Annotated in this window: 19 protein-coding genes and 1 tRNA gene; 8 read left to right on the forward strand and 12 right to left on the reverse strand. The window is 68.9% G+C overall.

The annotated features are described in order from the left end of the window. The 4 genes from ACWCO3_RS15675 to ACWCO3_RS15690 all read right to left on the reverse strand — a co-directional run. Nucleotides 1–1062, reverse strand: a 1062-nt coding sequence (locus tag ACWCO3_RS15675) for a hypothetical protein (protein WP_450010541.1), incomplete at its 3' end; no start/stop codon positions are given. 154 nt (nucleotides 1063–1216) lie between these two features. Further along, complete coding sequence (locus ACWCO3_RS15680; protein WP_450010543.1) at nucleotides 1217–2041, reverse strand: TIGR02452 family protein; 825 nt, start codon at nucleotides 2039–2041, stop codon at nucleotides 1217–1219. 133 nt (nucleotides 2042–2174) lie between these two features. Beyond that, nucleotides 2175–5360: a penicillin acylase family protein gene (locus ACWCO3_RS15685; RefSeq protein WP_450010545.1), complete on the reverse strand. Its 3186-nt coding sequence runs from the start codon at nucleotides 5358–5360 to the stop codon at nucleotides 2175–2177. A 952-nt stretch (nucleotides 5361–6312) separates the two neighbouring features. Next, nucleotides 6313–7191, reverse strand: a complete 879-nt coding sequence (locus ACWCO3_RS15690; RefSeq protein ID WP_450010547.1) for an NmrA family NAD(P)-binding protein — start codon at nucleotides 7189–7191, stop codon at nucleotides 6313–6315. A gap of 101 nt (nucleotides 7192–7292) precedes the next feature. Between ACWCO3_RS15690 and ACWCO3_RS15695 the strand changes: the two genes are divergently transcribed. Beyond that, nucleotides 7293–8150, forward strand: coding sequence for a LysR family transcriptional regulator (locus tag ACWCO3_RS15695; RefSeq protein WP_145784733.1), 858 nt, complete (start codon nucleotides 7293–7295; stop codon nucleotides 8148–8150). 76 nt (nucleotides 8151–8226) lie between these two features. Further along, a complete protein-coding gene (locus tag ACWCO3_RS15700) occupies nucleotides 8227–8727 on the forward strand; it encodes a nucleotidyltransferase family protein (RefSeq protein ID WP_450010550.1) in 501 nt (166 codons plus the stop codon). Nucleotides 8728–8763: 36 nt separating this feature from the next. Here ACWCO3_RS15700 and ACWCO3_RS15705 read toward each other — a convergent pair whose 3' ends face one another. Beyond that, nucleotides 8764–9237, reverse strand: a complete 474-nt coding sequence (locus ACWCO3_RS15705) for an SRPBCC family protein (protein WP_450010552.1) — start codon at nucleotides 9235–9237, stop codon at nucleotides 8764–8766. A 73-nt stretch (nucleotides 9238–9310) separates the two neighbouring features. Here ACWCO3_RS15705 and ACWCO3_RS15710 point away from each other — a divergent pair, with 73 nt between their 5' ends. After that, the gene (locus ACWCO3_RS15710; RefSeq protein WP_450010554.1) at nucleotides 9311–9934 is read left to right on the forward strand and encodes a DUF4291 domain-containing protein; all 624 of its coding nucleotides are present in this window, start codon (nucleotides 9311–9313) and stop codon (nucleotides 9932–9934) included. Beyond that, nucleotides 9931–10245, forward strand: coding sequence for a DUF5984 family protein (locus ACWCO3_RS15715; protein WP_145784736.1), 315 nt, complete (start codon nucleotides 9931–9933; stop codon nucleotides 10243–10245). The genes ACWCO3_RS15710 and ACWCO3_RS15715 overlap by 4 nt, the downstream gene beginning before the upstream one ends. 80 nt (nucleotides 10246–10325) lie before the next feature. On the opposite strand, the gene ACWCO3_RS15720 is transcribed toward ACWCO3_RS15715, so the two are convergent. Next, a complete protein-coding gene (locus ACWCO3_RS15720; protein WP_088990720.1) occupies nucleotides 10326–10688 on the reverse strand; it encodes a winged helix-turn-helix transcriptional regulator in 363 nt (120 codons plus the stop codon). 108 nt (nucleotides 10689–10796) lie between these two features. Here ACWCO3_RS15720 and ACWCO3_RS15725 point away from each other — a divergent pair, with 108 nt between their 5' ends. Next, nucleotides 10797–11636, forward strand: a complete 840-nt coding sequence (locus tag ACWCO3_RS15725; protein ID WP_145784737.1) for an NAD(P)H-binding protein — start codon at nucleotides 10797–10799, stop codon at nucleotides 11634–11636. A gap of 37 nt (nucleotides 11637–11673) precedes the next feature. Here ACWCO3_RS15725 and ACWCO3_RS15730 read toward each other — a convergent pair whose 3' ends face one another. From ACWCO3_RS15730 to ACWCO3_RS15740, 3 genes are all read right to left on the reverse strand, one after another. Beyond that, nucleotides 11674–12261, reverse strand: a complete 588-nt coding sequence (locus ACWCO3_RS15730; RefSeq protein ID WP_145784738.1) for a nucleoside monophosphate kinase — start codon at nucleotides 12259–12261, stop codon at nucleotides 11674–11676. A 78-nt stretch (nucleotides 12262–12339) separates the two neighbouring features. Next, complete coding sequence (locus ACWCO3_RS15735; protein WP_145784739.1) at nucleotides 12340–12930, reverse strand: hypothetical protein; 591 nt, start codon at nucleotides 12928–12930, stop codon at nucleotides 12340–12342. Nucleotides 12931–13152: 222 nt separating this feature from the next. Further along, nucleotides 13153–14187, reverse strand: coding sequence for a hypothetical protein (locus tag ACWCO3_RS15740; RefSeq protein WP_450010557.1), 1035 nt, complete (start codon nucleotides 14185–14187; stop codon nucleotides 13153–13155). Between the two features lie 457 nt (nucleotides 14188–14644). Here ACWCO3_RS15740 and ACWCO3_RS15745 point away from each other — a divergent pair, with 457 nt between their 5' ends. Beyond that, on the forward strand, nucleotides 14645–15157 hold the full coding sequence (locus ACWCO3_RS15745) for a hypothetical protein (RefSeq protein ID WP_145784742.1): 513 nt from the start codon (nucleotides 14645–14647) through the stop codon (nucleotides 15155–15157). Nucleotides 15158–15334: 177 nt separating this feature from the next. Here the strand turns inward: ACWCO3_RS15745 and ACWCO3_RS15750 are convergent. Next, nucleotides 15335–15462: transfer RNA gene (locus tag ACWCO3_RS15750), tRNA-OTHER, on the reverse strand. A 673-nt stretch (nucleotides 15463–16135) separates the two neighbouring features. Here ACWCO3_RS15750 and ACWCO3_RS15755 point away from each other — a divergent pair. Then, the gene (locus tag ACWCO3_RS15755) at nucleotides 16136–16570 is read left to right on the forward strand and encodes a hypothetical protein (RefSeq protein WP_145784743.1); all 435 of its coding nucleotides are present in this window, start codon (nucleotides 16136–16138) and stop codon (nucleotides 16568–16570) included. 136 nt (nucleotides 16571–16706) lie between these two features. Next, on the forward strand, nucleotides 16707–17024 hold the full coding sequence (locus ACWCO3_RS15760; RefSeq protein WP_450010559.1) for a hypothetical protein: 318 nt from the start codon (nucleotides 16707–16709) through the stop codon (nucleotides 17022–17024). 144 nt (nucleotides 17025–17168) lie between these two features. Here the strand turns inward: ACWCO3_RS15760 and ACWCO3_RS15765 are convergent, their stop codons facing one another. Continuing rightward, nucleotides 17169–17591, reverse strand: coding sequence for a hypothetical protein (locus tag ACWCO3_RS15765; RefSeq protein ID WP_145784745.1), 423 nt, complete (start codon nucleotides 17589–17591; stop codon nucleotides 17169–17171). 71 nt (nucleotides 17592–17662) lie between these two features. Next, on the reverse strand, nucleotides 17663–18301 hold the full coding sequence (locus ACWCO3_RS15770) for an SDR family oxidoreductase (RefSeq protein WP_450010562.1): 639 nt from the start codon (nucleotides 18299–18301) through the stop codon (nucleotides 17663–17665). Nucleotides 18302–18703 lie beyond the last annotated feature (402 nt).

Consider the following 18703-nt stretch of genomic DNA (forward strand, 5'->3'; position numbering starts at 1 on the left):
GCCGCCACCGGTCGACCGATGCCACGCCGCCAGGTCCGCAGCGATCAGCATCATCGACTTACCCGGGCAGGACGCGTCCAGCAGCGCGAGGCTCCCTGCTGCGTCGAGCGTCGCGATCCAAGCCGCCCTCGCGGTGTTGTACGCGCCGCACAACAGGTTCCACGTGGACGAGTCGTTACCCCGCCGTACGACCATGGTCGCCTGGTCGAACTCGCTGGCCGACCACACCCGCTTGAGCAGGGCGGCGACCTGACGCATCGTGCTCCACCATCTGCCCAGCAGCTCACCACGCTGGGCGTCGGTCAGCCGGGCCAGAACGGACGGCGTCGGATACGCCTGCGCGATCATCCACCAGTCCGTCGCCGGCTCGGCGGCGCAGCGCTTGAAGAGCAGATCGGCCACGTCGTCGTACGGGTTGTCCCGCCCCGCCAGCGTGAACTCCCGCCGCAGCTTGCGCTTGGCGGTCAGGTACGCCACGAAGCACCCCGCCCACGGATCGGCCAGGAACGCGCTCCGGTCGATGCTGGCCGCGAACCCGGCCCGAGCGACCATCGTCAACTGCCGCTTGGTCTGCTCGACCCCCAGCCGGTCGGCCTTCGCCGAGAGTCGCTGCGTCACCCGGAACCGCCTGTTGTACTGCCGCTTCGACAGCTCGATCCCCACCGCGGCGCGGGCCTCGCGGTTCAGCCGATCGCGCAGGAAGTCCAACCGCACCGGATCGACGGCGCCCAGTGATTCGCTCAGACGGGCCGAGAAATCCAACAGCGAAGCCGGGTCGTCCGGGTCGACGCCGCCGTCCCGAAGCTCGAACAACCGCACCGCCGCGTCGACCTGACGAGCGGCACCAACCGGCCGCGCGAAGTCCGTCGACATGGAACTCCAGCCGTTCCACCGCGCCGCCGCACGAGCCACCCGCCCCACCGTCATCCGCTCGCGGAGCCCCAACTGGCCGCCGACGACCCGCAGCACCAGGTGCGCGACCTCTTCCGGCCGACGCCGCTCATCCAGCGACCCGTGCAGCGCGACCAGCGCTTCCTCGGCGGACATCTCGGCGATCGACATGACGGGGATCCTGGCAGGCACGACGAGACCGAGGCAATCCGATTCGCCAGTGCGACCTGACACCGCCTCTGAGACTCCGCGCCCGGGCCAGACGATCGGGCTCGGCGTCATCGCGAATGCCGGCCCGCCGCTTCCACCGGCAGACCGGCGGGGATCAGGCTGGCGGCGAGTCCACGCCGGTTCCCGGGAAGCGTTCCACGAACGTGCGGTACACCGGCGTGCCCGGCAGACCGTCATGGATGGCGAACACCACGTGGTCGAATCGGTCGACCACCCGCAGCGCTTCGGCGAACGCGCCGGCCACGGTGGCGGGATCGTTGCGGAACACGCCGCACCCCCACGCTCCCAGCACGATCGTCCGGTGCCCGTACGTCGCCGCGACCTCCAGCACCCGCCGGGCACGTCGGGCCAGCACAGCAGGCACGTCCGTAGCGTGCGTGGGCTGGTTGCGGACGATCGCGCCGAGGTTCGGCGCCGCGGCGGTCAGAAACGACGTCGGGTACGACTGGTCGAGCAGGTTGCCCCTGTCATCGCGAAACACCGGCACGAGCGGGGAGTAGATGACCCGGTCGCTGTAGCGCAGATCCCCCTGCTCCCGGTGGAAGGCGTAGAACTCTGGCGCGGCAAGGAGACACGGGTAGAGCGCCGATGCACGGGCGATGCTCTCCTCCTGCGCCTTCGCCCCGCCCAGGAACCCGCCACCCGGGTTCTTCGCCGACGCGAACACCAGACACGCGGCATCTGGCCCCAGCCGGTGGGCCGCCTGCAACGTCGACTCGTGTGTCACCTCCACCGTGGCGACGCCGGGCTCGGCGTCCCGCACCGCGAGGACCTCGTCGGGCAGGTGATGACGGGTGCCGGCGATTGCGGCGCGTACCGCTTCGCCGATGACGACCTCAGCACCGCTGCCGTTGCGATAACGCCCCGACTCGGCGATCGCCACCGTCTGCCGAGCGATCTCACGGAGACGACCGCTCACCGGCGCACCAGGTGAAGGGAAAATTCAAAGGCGTCCACAGCCAGCAGGCTAGGCAGGCCGAGCCCCTACCGACAAGCACTTTCCGCACGCCACGGAGGGTCGGCGAGCGATGCCCGCCGACCCTCCGGGTGCGTCACCGTCCGTACAGCTCGAACTCGTAGAGCGAGAACCCGTACGAGGTGGCGCGTTTGACTCCGTACACCCGCACGTAGCGGGCGGTGACCGGGGCGAAGGTGGCGTTGTCGACGCCGCCGTTGCCGGTGGTGGTGGTGAACACCGGCGTCCAGGAGCTGCCGTCGCCGGAGACCTCGATGCGGTACGAGGTGCCGTAGGCGGCCTCCCAGCGCAGCACGGCCCGGCTGATACTGCGGGCCGCACCGAGGTCGACCCGGAGCCACTGGTTGTCGTTGTAGCTGCTGGCCCACCGGCTGCTCAGGCTGCCGTCGACCGCCTTGTCCGGCGTGTTGCTGGTCAGGAACTGGGTGCTCGACGCGGTGGCCGGGCGGCCCTGGGCCAGGTTGGTGACGTCGTCACCCCGGCGCGCCGGGAACGAGACGACCTGCTGGTAGGTGGGTCGGTTCTGCCAGGCGATCACCGGGTGGGTGATGCCGCCGAGCCCGGAGTGGGCGATCGAGTCGGCGCACCACTGGTCGCCGGCCCCGCAGGACTTGTCGCCCGGGTAGACAGTGGTCGCCGGCACCGCGGCGGCCTGGCCGAGCGTGTCGAGCAGGGCCTGCCGGCACGCGCCGAGGTTGCCGTTGCCGCAGTACGAGCGGCCCAGCCCTCCGGCCACCGGGTCGCCGAGCACGCCGCGCAGGTCCTTGTCGACGTAGCCCCACCAGCCGTGCTGGAACGACGAGCCCTTGTGCGCCTGGCCCTGCAACGCCCAGTTCGCGGTGCCGTCGCGCCCGCCGTTCTGGCCGCCCGACGGCGCCTCGTTCACCTCGATGGCGTCGACCAGCGCGGCGTAGAGGTCCGGCCCGAGACCGGGGCGGAACTGCGCCGAGGCCAGCAGCGGCCACCAGGCGTCGAAGATCCGGATGGCGTCGGCGTGCTGGTAGACCTTGGAGCCGGGCGCGGTCTCCACCCGGCGGGCGCCGGCCTGCTGCCAGGCCCGCAACTTGCCCACGGCGTCGGCCAGCGCCGGATCGGTGACCGGTGTGCTGTCCAGCACCCGCAGCAGGTCGCCGAGCACCTGCTGGCCGCGCAGGTCGGTCACCGCCGCGTCCGCCATGATCTTCACGACGTCGGCGCGGCCGAGCTTGCGCTGGGCGATCGCGGCGCGCACCGGGCCGTCGAGCAACTGACCACGGTGTACGGAGCCGAAGCTGAAGTTGCCGTCGGCAGCCCCGAAGTCCCGCGCCTGCTTGTTGTTCCAGCTGACGTAGTAGTCCTGGTTGACCGACTGCGGATGCGCCGACGCCGGGGTGTAGGTGGCGTCGTTGGTGTCCGGGTTCCAGCCGGACCACTCGTACGCCGCCTCGGCCTTCGTGGGCAGGTTCGGGTCGGCGGTGGCCGGACGGACCGGGTTCGAGCCGGAGTTGTAGTACGCCGCCTCGGTCGAGTTGACGTAGAACCAGTTGAACGCGTACCCGACGCTGGCCGCGGACCCCTGGAAGGCCGCCGCGCTGCCCATCGCCGACGGGTCGTTGAACGCCTGGAAGCCGATCGCTGAGTCCGCCTCGTGCCGGTAGGTGGAGCGCAGCTTGGTGAACGCTGTCGGCTGCCCGTTCACCAGGCCCCGATAGGCCACCAAGCCGTACTTGGTGCGCAACGCACGCAGCGTGTACGACCCGGCCGGGGTGGAGTCGGCAATCGTCGGGGACCAGGAGTTGCGCTGCTCCAGCGCCTCCATGGCGAGGCACTGCCCGCGGTAGAGGTAGCGGTTGGTGCGCAGCGTCGGGGCGCTGCCGTCGGTGGTGCACAGCGGCACCGCGTACGTGTCGGTGAGGTCCTGCGAGGCGGACGTGGCGCTCCACGCGTAGTCCTGACCCCGGCCGAGCAGCACGTAGAGGTTCAACCCGGCGAACGCCGCGCCGCGCGCGCTGATCCCGGGCCCCTGCAACTCCTGGAGCATGAGCAGTTGCGGGGCGAAGTAGCCGGTCTGCGGGCCGAACACGGCGACCGGGTTGCCGGTGGTGGTGTGCCGCCCGGAGACCACCACGGCGTTGGACATGCCGTGCGCGCGAAGGTTGGACAGGCCGCCGAGCAGCTCCTTCGTGGCGGCGCTGGCCCCGGCTCGGGAGGCTGCCCCGCCGGTCTGGTCGTAGGCGAGGGGCTCGGCGACCACCGTCCCGGCGTCGGGGAGCACCGCGCTGGTCGCACCCGGTGGCGTCGCCCCGTACGGGAAGCTCTGCCCGTCGTGCAGGGTGAGCACGGTCTCCGGGTCGTTCTGCGAGCGGAACGCCTGCCAGACCCGGTCGCCCTCGGTGGTGCCGTACTTGGCTCGGGCGGCGACCCGGACCAGGGCGGACTGGATTTCGCTGCCGCCGCCCCCGCCGAAGAGGCCGCCGATCACGCCGGCGGTGGCGATCAGGTCGGTCATGGTGAAGTGCTTCGGCTTGCCGGCGCCGGCGAGCACGTACTCGCCCGGGTAGTTGTCCTCGGCGATCGACTTGTCGATGTAGGCGTTGATGCCGGCGATGTAGTCGACCACGTCGGTGTAGAGCTGCTGGCCCCGCGCGCCCTTGGTGCGCAGTGCCTCCACCTGGGCCTGGAGGTCCGCCTCGGTGTACGGCGAGTTGGCCCAGACGCTCTGCTCCAGCTCACGGTTGCCCGGTGCGCCGCCGGCGAACGAGGTGACGTTGCCGCGACCGACGTGTCGCAGCAGGTCCATCACCCAGAGCCGGTCCTGGGCTCCGGCGTAACCGGCGCCGAACATCGTGCCACCGCGGGTGGTGCCGGTGATGTGTGGGACGCCGGTGGCCTTGTCCCGCACGATGGTGACGTCCGCGCGCGGCGAGACGGTGCTCTCCACCTGGGCGGCCGGGACGCCGAACGAGGCGTCGTTGTAGAAGTGGGCGATCTGCTCGTCGGTCAGCCCGGCGTAGTTGTAGACCAGGTTCGCGTACTCGTCGAGCTGGTCGCTGGAGTGCGCCGGGCGGGTGCCGAGCGCCTGGTGCGCCAGGATGGCGACAAGCGTGGCGTTGCCGTTCTGCCCGGGGGGCAGGATGTCGGCGCACTGGCCGAGGCAGTAGTCGTTGGCGGCGAACGTGGTGGCGGCCAGCGCTGGTGACGGCGGGATCACCGTCAGGACGCTCGCGGTCACTGTGGCGGCGGTGAACGCCGCGAGCCGGTTACGGAGAGCGGTACGGGGCATGGCGATCCTCCGGGGGACGCGGAGCAGGGCCGTTCGGTATCGCCCGGCTACGGTGCCGACGTCTCGCCCTCCGCGCCCGGGCGATCCACCCGGAGGTGAGAATGACTCATATCAATCTCCGGGCAATGATCGGCGCACGACCACCATCTGGGATACCCGTCGTTCACCACGCGCCAATGCCGACGTTTCGCCGATTTCCCCGCACGATTGCCTCACCACCGCACCAAAATGGATGGCCTGGCCGAGCCGTTCCGGCCTACCGTGCAACGAGGTATCCACCTCCGACGCATTCACGAGAGGATCTCACCCCGCGTGACACCGCCTGCTCTCTAGACCTGACACGTTCCCCGCGCCTGGGTTGCCGACGTCGCCGTCGGTTCGTTCCCATGCCTTCCGTCAGGTCTTTGGAGAGATCATGTCTACGCGTCCTCATACCGCGCTTCCCTGGCCCGCCGGGCGCACGGGGCTCCCGCTGCTCGCACTCGGCTGCGTCCACTGCGATTCCGGCATCGACGACCGGCCGTTCCGCGTCACGACCGACGGCGAACTCGTCCACACCAGGCCCTTGGTCGCCTACGCCGCCAGCTTTTCGGGCCAGCATGCGCACCCGATCCTCGCGAGGGGCCACTCCGGCAGGTCCTCGGGTCGTCGGCCGCCGTTGGGGCGAGAGCATCGCTGGCCCCGCCCGTGGCTGCATCACGCGGCGGTCCGCGCGCGGTCGCTCCTGACGCGCGAACGAACGTCAGGACCGGCCCGATACCGACGGAGGAGGTGACCCGCCCGGGTGCGTACCCTCGGCCCGCGCTCGGAGCGACCCGCCATCCGGGCGGGGTCGAGCGCGGGCCCTAAGGCGTCATCCGAGGTACGCAGTGGGTGGCACTGAAGACCAGCTACGCGCCGACGATGTGGTCAGGCCGCGCTGCGACGCCTGGCGCGGCCGGTAGCCGGCCTGTCAGGCGTCGGCGGCGGGCTTCAGCACGTCGAGGCACCACTGGCGGAAGGTGGTCGGCGTACTCCACTCAGGGGTACGGGCCACGCCGTTGTCCAGGCCCTCGTTCTTGGCCACGGCCATGTCGAGCAAGCCCTGCGCGATGGCCTCGGAGCGGCCGGCCCGCAGCATGTCCTCCTTGTAGGCCTCCCCGGGGACCTGCTGGTAGCGGACGGGACGGCCGAGTACGTCGGCGATGACGGCGGCCATCTCGTTCTGGGTGAGGTCCTCCGGACCGAGAACGGGCACCTCCTCGAAGCCGGTCCACGTGTCGTCGCGCAGTAGGCGGGCGGCCGTCGCGGCGATGTCCCTGGCGGCGACAGTGGGCGCCGACAGGTCCGGCGCGGTGGGGCCGTACAGGACGCCCTGCCGGGCGATCGGGGCGAGCTGCCACAGCACGTTGTCCATGAAGGACGGCATGGTCAGGGCCCGGTACGGCACGCCGGTCGCGGCGACCAGGTCGTCCATCGCGAGCGTCGCGGTGACGTGCCCGGCCTGCCCGGCCACCGGCGTGCCGCGGCCCAGCGCCGAGATGCCGACCACGCGCGGGACGGCGGCCAGCGCGTCGAGCACCGGGCGGGTGAAGCCGGAGTACGCCTCGTCCAGGCTTGTCGACAGCGGGTCGGCCAGCACCAGCCAGAAGACGGCGGCGGCACCGGCGAACGCCTCGGCCGCGACTGCCGGGTCGCCGTGCGAACCCCGGACGACCTCGACCTTCTCGACGACGCCCGGCGCCAGCCGCGCGGGGTCGCGGGCCACCACCCGCACGGGCGCGCCGACGTCGAGCAGATCCTGGACCAGACGGCCGCCGATGTTGCCGGTCGGAGCGGTTACCACAATCATGGCTTTCATCCCTGTTCGGTGGGGAAACTGACGTAGCCAGTCAACGCGGATCTGCTGCGGAGCGGAAAGACCGTCTCCCTCTGGATTGATACCGTGGCGATATGAGTGATCTGGAGACGCGGCAGCTCCGCTACTTCGTGGCGGTCGCCGAGGAGCGGCACTTCGGGCGGGCCGCCGATCGGCTCGGTATGGCCCAGCCGCCGCTGTCGCGTGCCATCCGCAATCTGGAACGGCAGCTCGGCGTCCAGCTTCTGATCCGCACCACGCGGCAGGTGGCGTTGACCCCGGCCGGCGAGACCCTGCTGGCCGACGCCAAGGTGGCGCTGGACGCGATCGGCGCGGCCCAGCGCCGGGCCCGCCGGGCCGGGCAGGAGACGCCGGCCCTGCGGCTGGCGCTCAAGGCCGACTACGACGGCGGGCTGCTGCCGCTGATCCTGGAGGCGTACGACGTCATGCCGGTCGAGCTGCTGCTCGGCGGACGCGGCGAGCAGGTGCCGGCGCTGCGCGACGGGCGTGCCGACGTGGCGCTGATCCCGGCGCTCGAAGACGAGGACGGGCTGGACAGCGAGCTGTTGCTGACCGGGCCGAGCGTGGTGGCGCTGCCGGCCGCCGACCCGCTGGCCGCGCGGACGACCATCCGACTGGCCGACCTGGCCGGTCGTCGGCTCCCGGACGGGTCACCGGCCGAGGCGGCCCGCATGGTGGGCAACCGGCGGCCGCTGGACCTCGCGCAGATCTTCAACCTGGTCGAGGTGGGCACCGCCGTGTGGTTCCTGCCGGAATGGGTGGCTCGGCGATACTCCCGGCCGGGCACCGCCTTCCGCCCCGTGCCGGAACTCGATCCGGTGACGCTGAAGGTGGCCTGGCCAGCCGAGTCACGCTCACCCGCGGTGGCAGCCTTCGTACGCGTGGCCCGCCAGGTCGCCGAGGCGCCTGAGAAGCAGTTGCTCCGCGGCTGACGCGTGTCTCGAAGGGACGAAGATGGTCATGAGCGCGCGGGACGTTGTGGGCGTGGTCGAGTCAGACCCCGCAGCGATGAGAGTCCTTCGGGCTGCGGCCAGCCTTGGGCTACCGGACTGGTGGATCGGTGCCGGCTTCGTACGCAACCGCGTCTGGGACGCCATCAGCAACCTCCCGGTCTCGCCGGAGCGCGACGTGGATGTCGCCTACTTCGACCCGGCGAGGCTCGACCCAGGCGAGGACGCCCGCGCCGAAGCCCGAGCAGCATTGGCCCTGCCCGAGGTGCCGTGGGAGATTCGCAACCAGGCCCGGATGCACCTGCGCAACGGCGAGGAGCCCTACACGTCCACCCTGGACGCGATATCGCGCTGGCCCGAAACGGCAACCTGCGTCGCGGTGACCCTGCGGGGCGACTCTGTTCGCCTGGTGGCCTGCCACGGCCTGACCGACCTGGTGGGAATGGTGGTCCGCCCCTCACCGGCCTTCGACAACGCAGCCGGGCGCGCAACGGTCGAGCGCCGCGTCAAGGCCAAGGGATGGCGCGAGCGGTGGGCCGGGCTCCGGCTGGAGATCTAGCGCTGAGTGCGATGCTTGCACGTCGCACCGCACGACTCATCGATTGGGCCGACCGCATGGGGCCTCCGCCACGTGCTTGATGTGGGCTGCCCGCTGCTTGAGCAGCCGTCGCAGATACGGCGCGACGAGCGTGCGGGTCACCACCGCTCCCAACGGCCCCAGAGGTGCGGTGACGGTCAGTCGGTCGATCATCTGCGTCCCGCCATCGACGTCTCGAAAGAGGTGTTCGTGACGGAGTGCGCTGAAGGGACCCTGCGTCTGCTCGTCGACGAAACGGTACGGCGGTTCGTAGGCGGTGATACGGCTGGTCATGCGCCAGCGCAGACCGAGATGCCGAGCGCGGAAGGTGACCTCGTCCCCGAGCGTGAGGCGGCGTCGACCTGTGCTGGTAGTGGCCGTCTCCTGGCTACCGTGCAGCGACGCGGCATGAACATCCACATCACGTTCCAGGTCGAACACCACTGTCGGAGCAGCGCCGATGACAGACACGATCTCGATCAGCGCCGCCACGTCGGAAGCCTAGACCCTGGCGACGGCGGAATCACGGTTGAGCAGTCGAGTCCCGATCGGTGACGATCAAGCTGTGTCCGTACCCACCCGCCAGGTCCGCGGCCGATACTCGGCCGACACCATCACCGTCTACCAGGCGTACCCTGCGCGGATCGCGTTGCCGGCGGTGGCAGCCAACCGTCTCGTGGCCCCCTTCAAGCGGGACCGGATGACGTGGATCAAACCGTCGTTCCTGTGGATGATGTACCGCTGCGGCTGGGCCACCAAGCCAGGGCAGGAGCGTGTGCTGTCCATCGACATCACGCGGGAGGGATTCGAGTGGGCGCTGGCGCGAGGCTGCCTGAGCCACTACGACCGAGACCTGCACGGCAACAAGGCGACCTGGTCACGGCAACTGAAGACCAGCCCCGTACGGGTCCAGTGGGATCCGGAACGATCGCTGCATCTCAAGGCACTGCCGTACCGGTCGTTGCAGGTCGGGTTGTCCGGCGAGGCAGTCGATCGGTACGTCGACGACTGGACGGTGACCGTCACGGACATCACCCCCACCGTGCACCGCGTCCGGGACCTTCTGCGTAGCGGCGACGAACAGCAGGCAGCGGCTCACCTGCCTGTCGAACACGCCTACCCGCTGCCGTCCCCGATGGTCGCCAACGTCAACGCCAGCCCGGAGGTCACCGGGACACTGCCTCGATGATCAGGTTCCGGTTCGAGCTGTACCCACTGGACGAGGTGTCGCCATGGGGTGGTGACCGGCCGACGCTCCACTGGTTCGGGCTCACCGACGGCTGGTACTGGCTCGAAGCAGGCGGGCAGGAGCTGCTGCGCCGCCCCCGGCAGGTGCGCAGGCATCCCTTCGTCGACTACCACCTGGCCCGGCTCTGGGAAGACGTCAACGTCCTCACACCCACGGTGCTGGAGCCGGTGCCCGAAGACTGTGCCGGGCTGCCGAACGCGCCCTTCTCAGCATGGCCGCTACACCTGACCCTCCCGAACCGATCTCGGTAGGAAACCGGGATGACCGCTGACGCGTCGGCTGGCGGCACCATGATGGCGTTGCCGCAGGTCCCGAACAGGTCGGCGCGGCTTCATCGCCCAGCGTCGTATGCACGCCGCGCTCGTTCCACCTCTCCGAGGCTGGCGTCGGCCCACGTGGCCAGGTGCGCGAAGAGCGGGCCGAGGCTGGCACCCAATTCGGTGATCTCGTACTCGACTCGAGGGGGCACCTCGGCGTGGTAGGTGCGCGTCACGAGTCCGTCGCGTTCGAGTTGGCGGAGCCGCTGCGTGAGCACCTTGGGCGTGATGCTGGTCAGTCGGCGCTCCAGCTCCACAAAGCGCTGCCGACCGTATTCGTGCAAGGCCCACAGGATCGGTGTGGTCCACCGGCTGAACACGATGTCGACGACCGGCGCGACCGGGCACGCCAGCTCGGGATCCGTCGATTGCTGCACGTGCCCTCCGTCACAAACGCATTACTATCCTCTAGGTACCTACTATATCGGCGCCACTAGCGTCTCCTTCAACCGCGCGAACGACGCGGTCGAACTGGAGACACAGAGATGTTTGTCGTGGTAGGAGCCACCGGAAATGTCGGCAGTACGCTCTCGTCACTTCTCGCGGCCTCGGGTTCCGCTGTGACGGCGGTATCCCGGGGACGACGCCCGATCGCCCTGCCAGACGGGATCCGCCACCACCGCGCGGACCTCGAACGGCCGGAGAGCCTGAGCCCGGCGCTCACCGACGCCGAGGCGCTGTACCTGCTCGTGGAGGGCGCCGGAGCCCATCTCGACATGCGCGAGATCCTGCGGGTCGCCGCAGCCTGTGGCGTGAAGCGCATCGTGCTTCAGTCCTCGCAGGCGGTCGTCACACGGCCGGACTCGCCGTCACACGCGCCCCTGCACGCCATCGAGGACCTCGTCCGCCGATCCGGCCTCGGCTGGACGATCCTGCGCCCCGGCGGCTTCGCCTCCAACGCCTTTGCCTGGGCCGACCCCATCCGGGGCTCGCGGATGGTGTCCGCGCCGTTCGGCGACGTCGGCCTGCCCGTGGTCGACCCGGCCGACATCGCCGAAGTGGCGGCCGCTGCCCTGCTCGACCGCTCGCACGACGGCCGCACCTACGAACTGACCGGCCCGGCCCTGAGCACGCCACGCGAACGGGTCGCCGACCTCGCCGCCGCGCTCGGCGAGCCGATCGGCTTCGTGAACCAGACACCCGACGAAGCCCGCGAGCAGATGCTGCTGTTCATGCCCCCACCGGTGGTCGAGGGCACGCTGGCGATCCTCGGTACGCCCACCAACTCTGAACAGCGGATCAGCCCAGACGTTGCCGAGGTCCTGGGTCGACCACCACGCCCCTTCGCCGCCTGGGCAACGCGCAACATCGCCGCCTTCCGCTGAAGCGTCACGCGGTTCGGACTGCCCTACCTGCCCGATCTCACGGGCGGCGTTGGCCATCGGAGGCGACTGGAATCAGTCTGGCTGCCACGTCGTCAAAGTTGCCGAACCCGCTGACGGTTTGCAACAGGCCATGGGTGCGGTAGTAGGCGCGCAGCGGCTCGATCTGCTCATGGTGGTTCTCCTGTGAATGCGTGTACATCAGCAGGAGTTCCTCGCGTCGCCCAGCTTGCTGGGAGTCGAGTTCTATCCGTCGTTCCACCCGGCGGTGAACGGCCAGGCGAAGTTGGTCCTCAGTCAGGACGAGTTCGATCACTGTGTCGGGGACGTGACCGCTCTGCGTCAGCAGTTCGGCCTGACGGATCTTGCGAGGGAAGCCGTACAGCACCCAGCCGCCGTCGACGTGGGCCAGGGCTTCGGCGACGGCCTTGACCATCAACTCATCCGGGACAAGATGTCCGGCCTGCATATGGCCGTTCGCCTCTTCGCCCAGCGGAGTCTGCTGGTGCACGTGTTCGCGGAAGACGTTGCCTGCGCTGACGACCTGTAGGCCGGTGGTGGCTGCCAGAGCCGACGCAGCGGAGGCCAGTTCGACTACCGGCCCCGCGATGAGGGCCACGTTGGGCATGTGCACTCCCGTGTTGGCGACGTCGAAGAGCCAAGCTAGCGACACAGGCGGCACATCAGGGGTTGTCGACCAGACTCTCTAGCTGTCGCGGCTTGGGTTCGTCAGAGCATCCCACTCCGCAGCACTGGAGATCGTCTGCCCATGCGGCAGGTAGAACGCCCGCCGCGATCGGTCAGCCACCGTGAACGGCTCGAACTCCGGGTCCGCGATCATCCGGTAGATGAACTCCGTCGTCGACATGTCGAACAGGTGCCACGGGTCGCCGCCGCCCTTCTGAGCAGCCACAGGCCATCGCTCGGGCTCCACCGTGCGGTCCGCCAGCCAGTAGTACCGCCCCTCGACCTGGTCGGCGCCCCACTGGATCAGCCCTGATCCCTTGTCGGATCCGTAGATCCCATAAGGGGCGTACACCGCCGCGAACGACTCACTCCGACAGTAGGCCCACATTCGAAGGAGGTCCCCGGGCTCACGTTCGCGAGTCGACCGGAGCAGCTGCAGGTATGCGTAGAACGATCCTGGGACGAAGCGTCTGCACAGGTCCTTGAAGTCCGACGGGAACGCAACGCCAATCTCTGCCTCGACCTGCTCCCAGCCCGCGCCATCCTCGATTTCCTGGTGCCATCCGGTCACATCGATGATTCGGTCGATCCACGTCAGTTGATCGTTCACGGACGGCAAGGTAACAACAGAGCCGGACATCTCCCCGTCCGGCAAGGTGCGATGCAGCCTGCCGACAGCGAGTGATGCCCTTCGCCCGAAACGTGAAGCCGTAGGTAGGGGTGGGTGCAGTTGAGCGCCGATCGACGCCGTCGTGTGCCGTGCATGACTGTAGAGCCGGCGGTTACTGGAGCCGCCTCCGTGGCTGCCGGTGCTTGAGGACCCGCCGCCTCTTCAACAGTTGATCCAGCGTGCTGGGCGCAGGCGTGAGCCGTTGATGGAGCCCACGACGAGGCCGTTATCGGCGATTGCCCAGCCGAAGGGGTCGCGGACACCGGGGATGGCGCCACCTAGGGCGACGAGCCGGTCGCCGTGTTCGACGGCTCGGTCGCCGAGCACTGTGCCTCGACTGTTGACGTCCTGCGTTGACACCAGCGCGGGGTTCACGGCGGCCGCCACGCCAGTCCGCAGATCCCAGCGCACCAGGGTGCGGTCCTCGTCCTCACTGCCGGTGCCGATGAGGCCAACTGCCCAGTTGCCCCGGGCCGCGGAAATCCCCGACCACCGAGCGCCGGGGGCGGTGAGCCGGTCGGTCCTTGCGTCGGGATGGCGTACCCAGCCGGAGTTGCCGGCGGTGCCGATGATAGTGCCGTCGTCGAGGATCTCCGTCGCGCTAGCGTCGGAGGGGGCATCGATCACCTCGACGGTGCCCGGCCGGTCGGCGGGCCAGAGCAGCGGCAGGGACGTCTCGGTCTGCTCAACGGCGCCCCGGCCGACGATGTCGCCGCGCGAGTTGATACCCGTCGCCCAAGTGTTGGAGACCACTGGCGGAACGGGTAACCACTCCACGCGCCCGTTGCGGTAGCGCCAGGGGCGGTTGACGTTGTCGACGAAGGCATTGCCGACGGCAACGCCGTACCGGTTTATGTCCTCGACCTGCAGCCCTCCTCCTATGGCGACGACAGTGAGGCGAGGTTCGGTCCGCACCTCATGCCCAGGCCGGCCTGGCGTTCCGGCCCAGAGCAGCAGTAGCGGCTGCCAGTCGTCGTCATCGATTCGGTAGCCGGTACCGGCGATGAACCGACCAGTCGGGTCGACCGCCAAAGCTCGACCATTCATGTCAGCCGGCAGGGGCAGTGGTCGTAGCGCACAGACCGGGAGGGTCCGGTGCTTCGGCTCGGCCGTGGCGACGCCGGGCAGGCCCAGCGTTGCGGTGAGAGCGCCAGCGGTCAGAACGACCAAGAATCTGTTCCGAGCGATCCGGGTCATCTCTACTCCCAGTGACGTGCGGTGGCGATGTGTTCACCGAAGCATGCCGACGTCACCACCGGAAGTGCCCTACCGGTGACTGTGCGGCTCCGATTTCCGACACCGCACAGCCACAATGTTGCGGAAGCCTTCGTTGCATTGGGCTGGTCTCGCAGTACTCGTCCATCTCGTAGGAGTGGTACGGATCCTCCTTCGCGAACAGGAGTTGGTCGCCACGGCCGTGTAGACCGACCGGTATCGCGTGGGCTACCCCTGACAGGAGCGGGTCCGGTCGCGGACGTACCCAACGCGGACCAATCTCCGCCGCCCGCGGATCGGCACCTGCGAGCACCGCGCGGCACCCGGCGTCCACAGTGACGGCGCGCCCCGCATCCAGCTCCAGACCCCGGGTTCGGTGCTCGTCGGCCCCAATAACTGACCCCACCCGTTCGACCAACGCTGATAGCGTGCGCCGAACATGAAGATCACGGGGGAAACATCGATGAACCGAACTCGACTCGTCCTGACTGGCTTGGCCGTTGCGGCGGCGATCGCAATGTCCGGCTGCGATCCGCAGCCCGAATCTGAGGGCACCGCAACCTCGCCGTCCCCGGCGGCCTCGAGCGCCGCCCCGACCAGCACTGCGGCTAGCACCGCAGCCAGCACCGCAGCCAGCGACGCGGCCACAGTGAAGGCCTGCGCTGACATCAAGAAGGACATCAAGGACAACGCGACTAAGATCGCCAAGGCCGAGAAGATCGGCCCGCCGGCCGGCCACTTCGCGGTCAGTGCCCAGTGGGCCGCCGGCTCGGTCGCGATCCTGGCGCACTCCATGGCCGCCAACGAGGCAGTCACCGCCGCCTCCGAAAAGATCCAGAACGAGATGATGGCCCTGAGCGACGCGTACAACAAGTCCGCCGACGCCAAGCCCAGCAAGAAGGCCCTCGAAGCCGCCATCAAGGAACTGGACACCGCCTGCTCGGCCGCCTGATCGGTTCGACCACGTAATCGGCGGTGACCCTCACCCTGAGGGTCACCGCCGATTCGCATGTCCGTACGGCCTGCGGCAGTGTGAACTGTCGGCCCCAGGGGACCAACGGGGTTGCTGACCTGTGGCGCCGAAGCCGTTGCGCTGCCAGCACGAATCCCCCGGCCGGGAGACCACGAACGGACCGGAGGGGATTCGAACCCCCGGTGGGGCATGGCACACCAGTGGCCCCACACGCCTTCGCGCCGCCGCGTGTGCGCGGCACCCCGCACTTCAGCGCTGCAATCACCAAGCTCTGCCACCGGTCCACCGACAGTCTGCCGTGACCCTGCCAGCGTCGGAACTGTATTGATCTATGCAGCCCTTCGGCGGTCTCACCCATGTCCCGGCTACGGGCTCTGGTGAAATCGCCCTTGAACCTACGCGGGTTGCCCCTTGTTGCCCGCCCCGGCGGGCACGAGACGGGCACGCAATGCACATCAAGACGCGGACGGTCCCTCGCGACGGTAGAGCCACCGGACGAGAGCGCGTTCGATGTGCCCTCGTTGCCGCATCGAACGGACCAGCAGGGCGACGCCGAGCGCCAGGACCAAACCCGCCCCCTTGGGTGCACCCGCCTTCCACACCAGCCAGCCAGCGAACGCGGCGAGTAGAAGCAGAACCTACTCTGTCCTTCCAGGGGTCGCCCACCGAACCAACCTTGAACGAGTCACGAGCGCATCGAAGCACAGATGCCTGGTGGTCGCCTCGATCGATCAGGCGAGGACGGACACCGGAGCGACGACGCCACCGCTTCGTCCCGAAGGAACCACATCGTCGAAGACGTCGACATCACCGTCCGCGTCCACGACGGCGGCCAACTCCTCACGAAGTTCCTCGCACGACCATCAAGCCCATCGCCCGGTTCAACGTTCGCAAGCCTGATCCACGGCAAAAGCGTCGGATAGCCTGCACCGACCGCGACGACCACGGAGCCCGACCATGAAACTGCCGCCCGGCGCGACCGGCTTCAACCCGCGACCCGGCAGCCAAGCGGACGTCAGGGCCTTCACCGCCGTTTGTCACCACGCCGCCCGCACCATCGGCGCCACCGTCGCCGGCGTCACGCCGAACTTCCACACGGTCGATATCGGCGACGCCCATCACCGCATCGCAGTGGTGCGGCACACCACCCTGCCGTTCATCGCTTTCGCCCGCCCCCGCACCAACAGCGATGTCACGGTGACGTTCCTCGACAGCCCCGGCCTCGCCGCCGCCCTGACCACCCTGACCGACGCCCAGGCCCTCACCGCCGCACAGCTACAAACCCCCCTGTCACAGGTCGACCTGCGCGCCCTCACCCCGTACGAGCACGACCAGATCACCTACTGGAAGCCGACCACAGCCGGGGAACTGCTGTTCAACTTCTGGGACTGAGCACCAGTAGCCGAAGACAAGGGACAACCAAGAGCGCCTAGCTGGAGCGTCAACGGTGGTCTTGAACCGGCCTGTCACGCAGGTCCTGAGACTCGACACCGCAGAAGGCCCTGGCGATGCCTGCAAGGATGACGGAATGGATCGCTTCGAGGGCCGCTGCTGGCTGGACTGGTGGGCGAACCCCATCACGTTGCTCGTTAGCGAGGAAGTGTTCGTCGTGATCGTCACTGCTGGCACCGGTTGGGCCGCGCATGGCCGGCTGTTGAGCGACGACGACGATGAGCGCGAGGGGTCCGCATTCCTGTGCGATCTCGATCCCGTCTTCGTGCTGCGGTTTGAAGACGGAAGCACTGTCGACGTAACCGTGCACCCCACTGACGGCCATCACCGCTTCGCTCTCACGGAGTACGACGAGTCAGTCGGACACCCGGTCGAGCATCACGCCGTTCTCTAGACAAAGCCAGATCCCGGCTGATGTAGCCGTCGTTCGACAACAACTCGGGACAGCTCATGGCGCGCTCTGCTGGTACGCCAGGTACGAGAGGACACCGAGGATCGGCGCGACCCGGGACGTCCAGCCGGCACTGCTATCAGTCCATCACCCGCTGGCGGTGTCGCCCGGATGCCGGCGATGTCTGGCGTCTCGGACCAGCGTCAGGGCGATGACGAGAAGGCCGAGCAGTGCGACGACGGCATTGGCCGTCGTGAGAAACACTGCCTCGCCGAGGCTGGCGTGGCCGAGGTGGGTCAGGTGGAAGAAGAAGTGCGGGATGGCGAAGGTGGAGAATGCCGCCGCTGCGGGGATGGCGAATGCGGCTCGTGGTGCGACGAGCGCTATGCCGAGGACGACGGCCAGGCCGAGGGTGGCGCCGCCGAAGTCCCGCGCGTAGTGCTCGCTGAGCGGCGGAGTAAGGGCGACGGTCGGGAAGTTGTTGTAGAAGCTCTCGGGAAAGACCTGGTTCCAGAACCCGACGACGAGTTCGTCGGCGAAGAGGACCGCCAGGGCGATCCGGATCAGCACGGTCAGCCCAGACCCCCGCCCGTCTGATGACGCTGCGTGTGGTGCGGCGGGGACGGGTGACTGGCCTACGTTCATCGGGTTCGACCGGTGGTCTTTTGCGCTGCCGGGCTGCCCAGCCACTGGTCGAAGGTCTGGTTGCCCCGGGGACCCGGGGCGGTGGGCAGCAGCCCGTCTCCGGCCATGGCTCGACCGGTCGCTCCCGGAAGGCGGACGGGCAGGACAACGCGGTGACTTCCGCGGCTACGCAACAGACGGCGGGCCATGTCCGACATGCGCAGCTGTTGCGGGCCGGCGATGTCGGGTGCGCGGCCGGCCGGGTCTGCCAGGGCTAGGTCGACGAGACAGCGAGCGACTTCGTGGGCTGCGATCGGCTGGATGCGCATCTGGGGCACCACTGCGACCGGGCCGGGAATGGAGGCGAGCATCTGCGCGGCCAACTCGTAGAACTGCGTCGAGCGAAGCACCGTCGCGGGGACGGTACCGTCCAGGACGAGCCTCTCCTGGCGTCGCTTGCCCGCGTAGTAACCCCAGTTCACCCGGTCGACGCCGACAACCGACAGCGCGACGTGGTGCCGCACCCCGGCGCGCTGGCCCGCGGCGAGCAGGTTATCTGTCGCCGTGCCGAAGAATTCTTCCGATCTCCTCCGGTTGATCGTCGACACGTTGCTGACGTCGATCACGACCGGTATGGCCGTCAGCGCCTGGTCCAACCCGGAACCACTGATCAGGTCCACGCCTGTGGAGCGGGCGAGTGTGACCGGCTCGTGGCCGGCAGCCCGTACGGCGTCGACGACGAGACGTCCGACCCAGCCGGTCCCGCCGGCTACCGCGATGCGCACTGAACTGCCTCCCGATTCGCGTCCGCCGTAACGCCGCTGGGGTGCGTCGCCCGGCCCGGGCGGCGGGTTGAATGGGATGTCAACCGCTGTGATGTCACTGTGGTTCTACCTCTCCGACACTTCTCACGGGGTTCAAACTGGGCGGGAGGCCCTAATGGGTGAAGCCCTCGGGCCGACCGCGTACCCGGTCCTTCCCCGTGTGGTCCCTGATCGTGACCGTGCTGCCGGACGTGATCTCGGCGGCGAACACCACCTCGACCCGGGCGGGCGCTG

This window comes from Micromonospora sp. NPDC002411 (assembly GCF_053592955.1).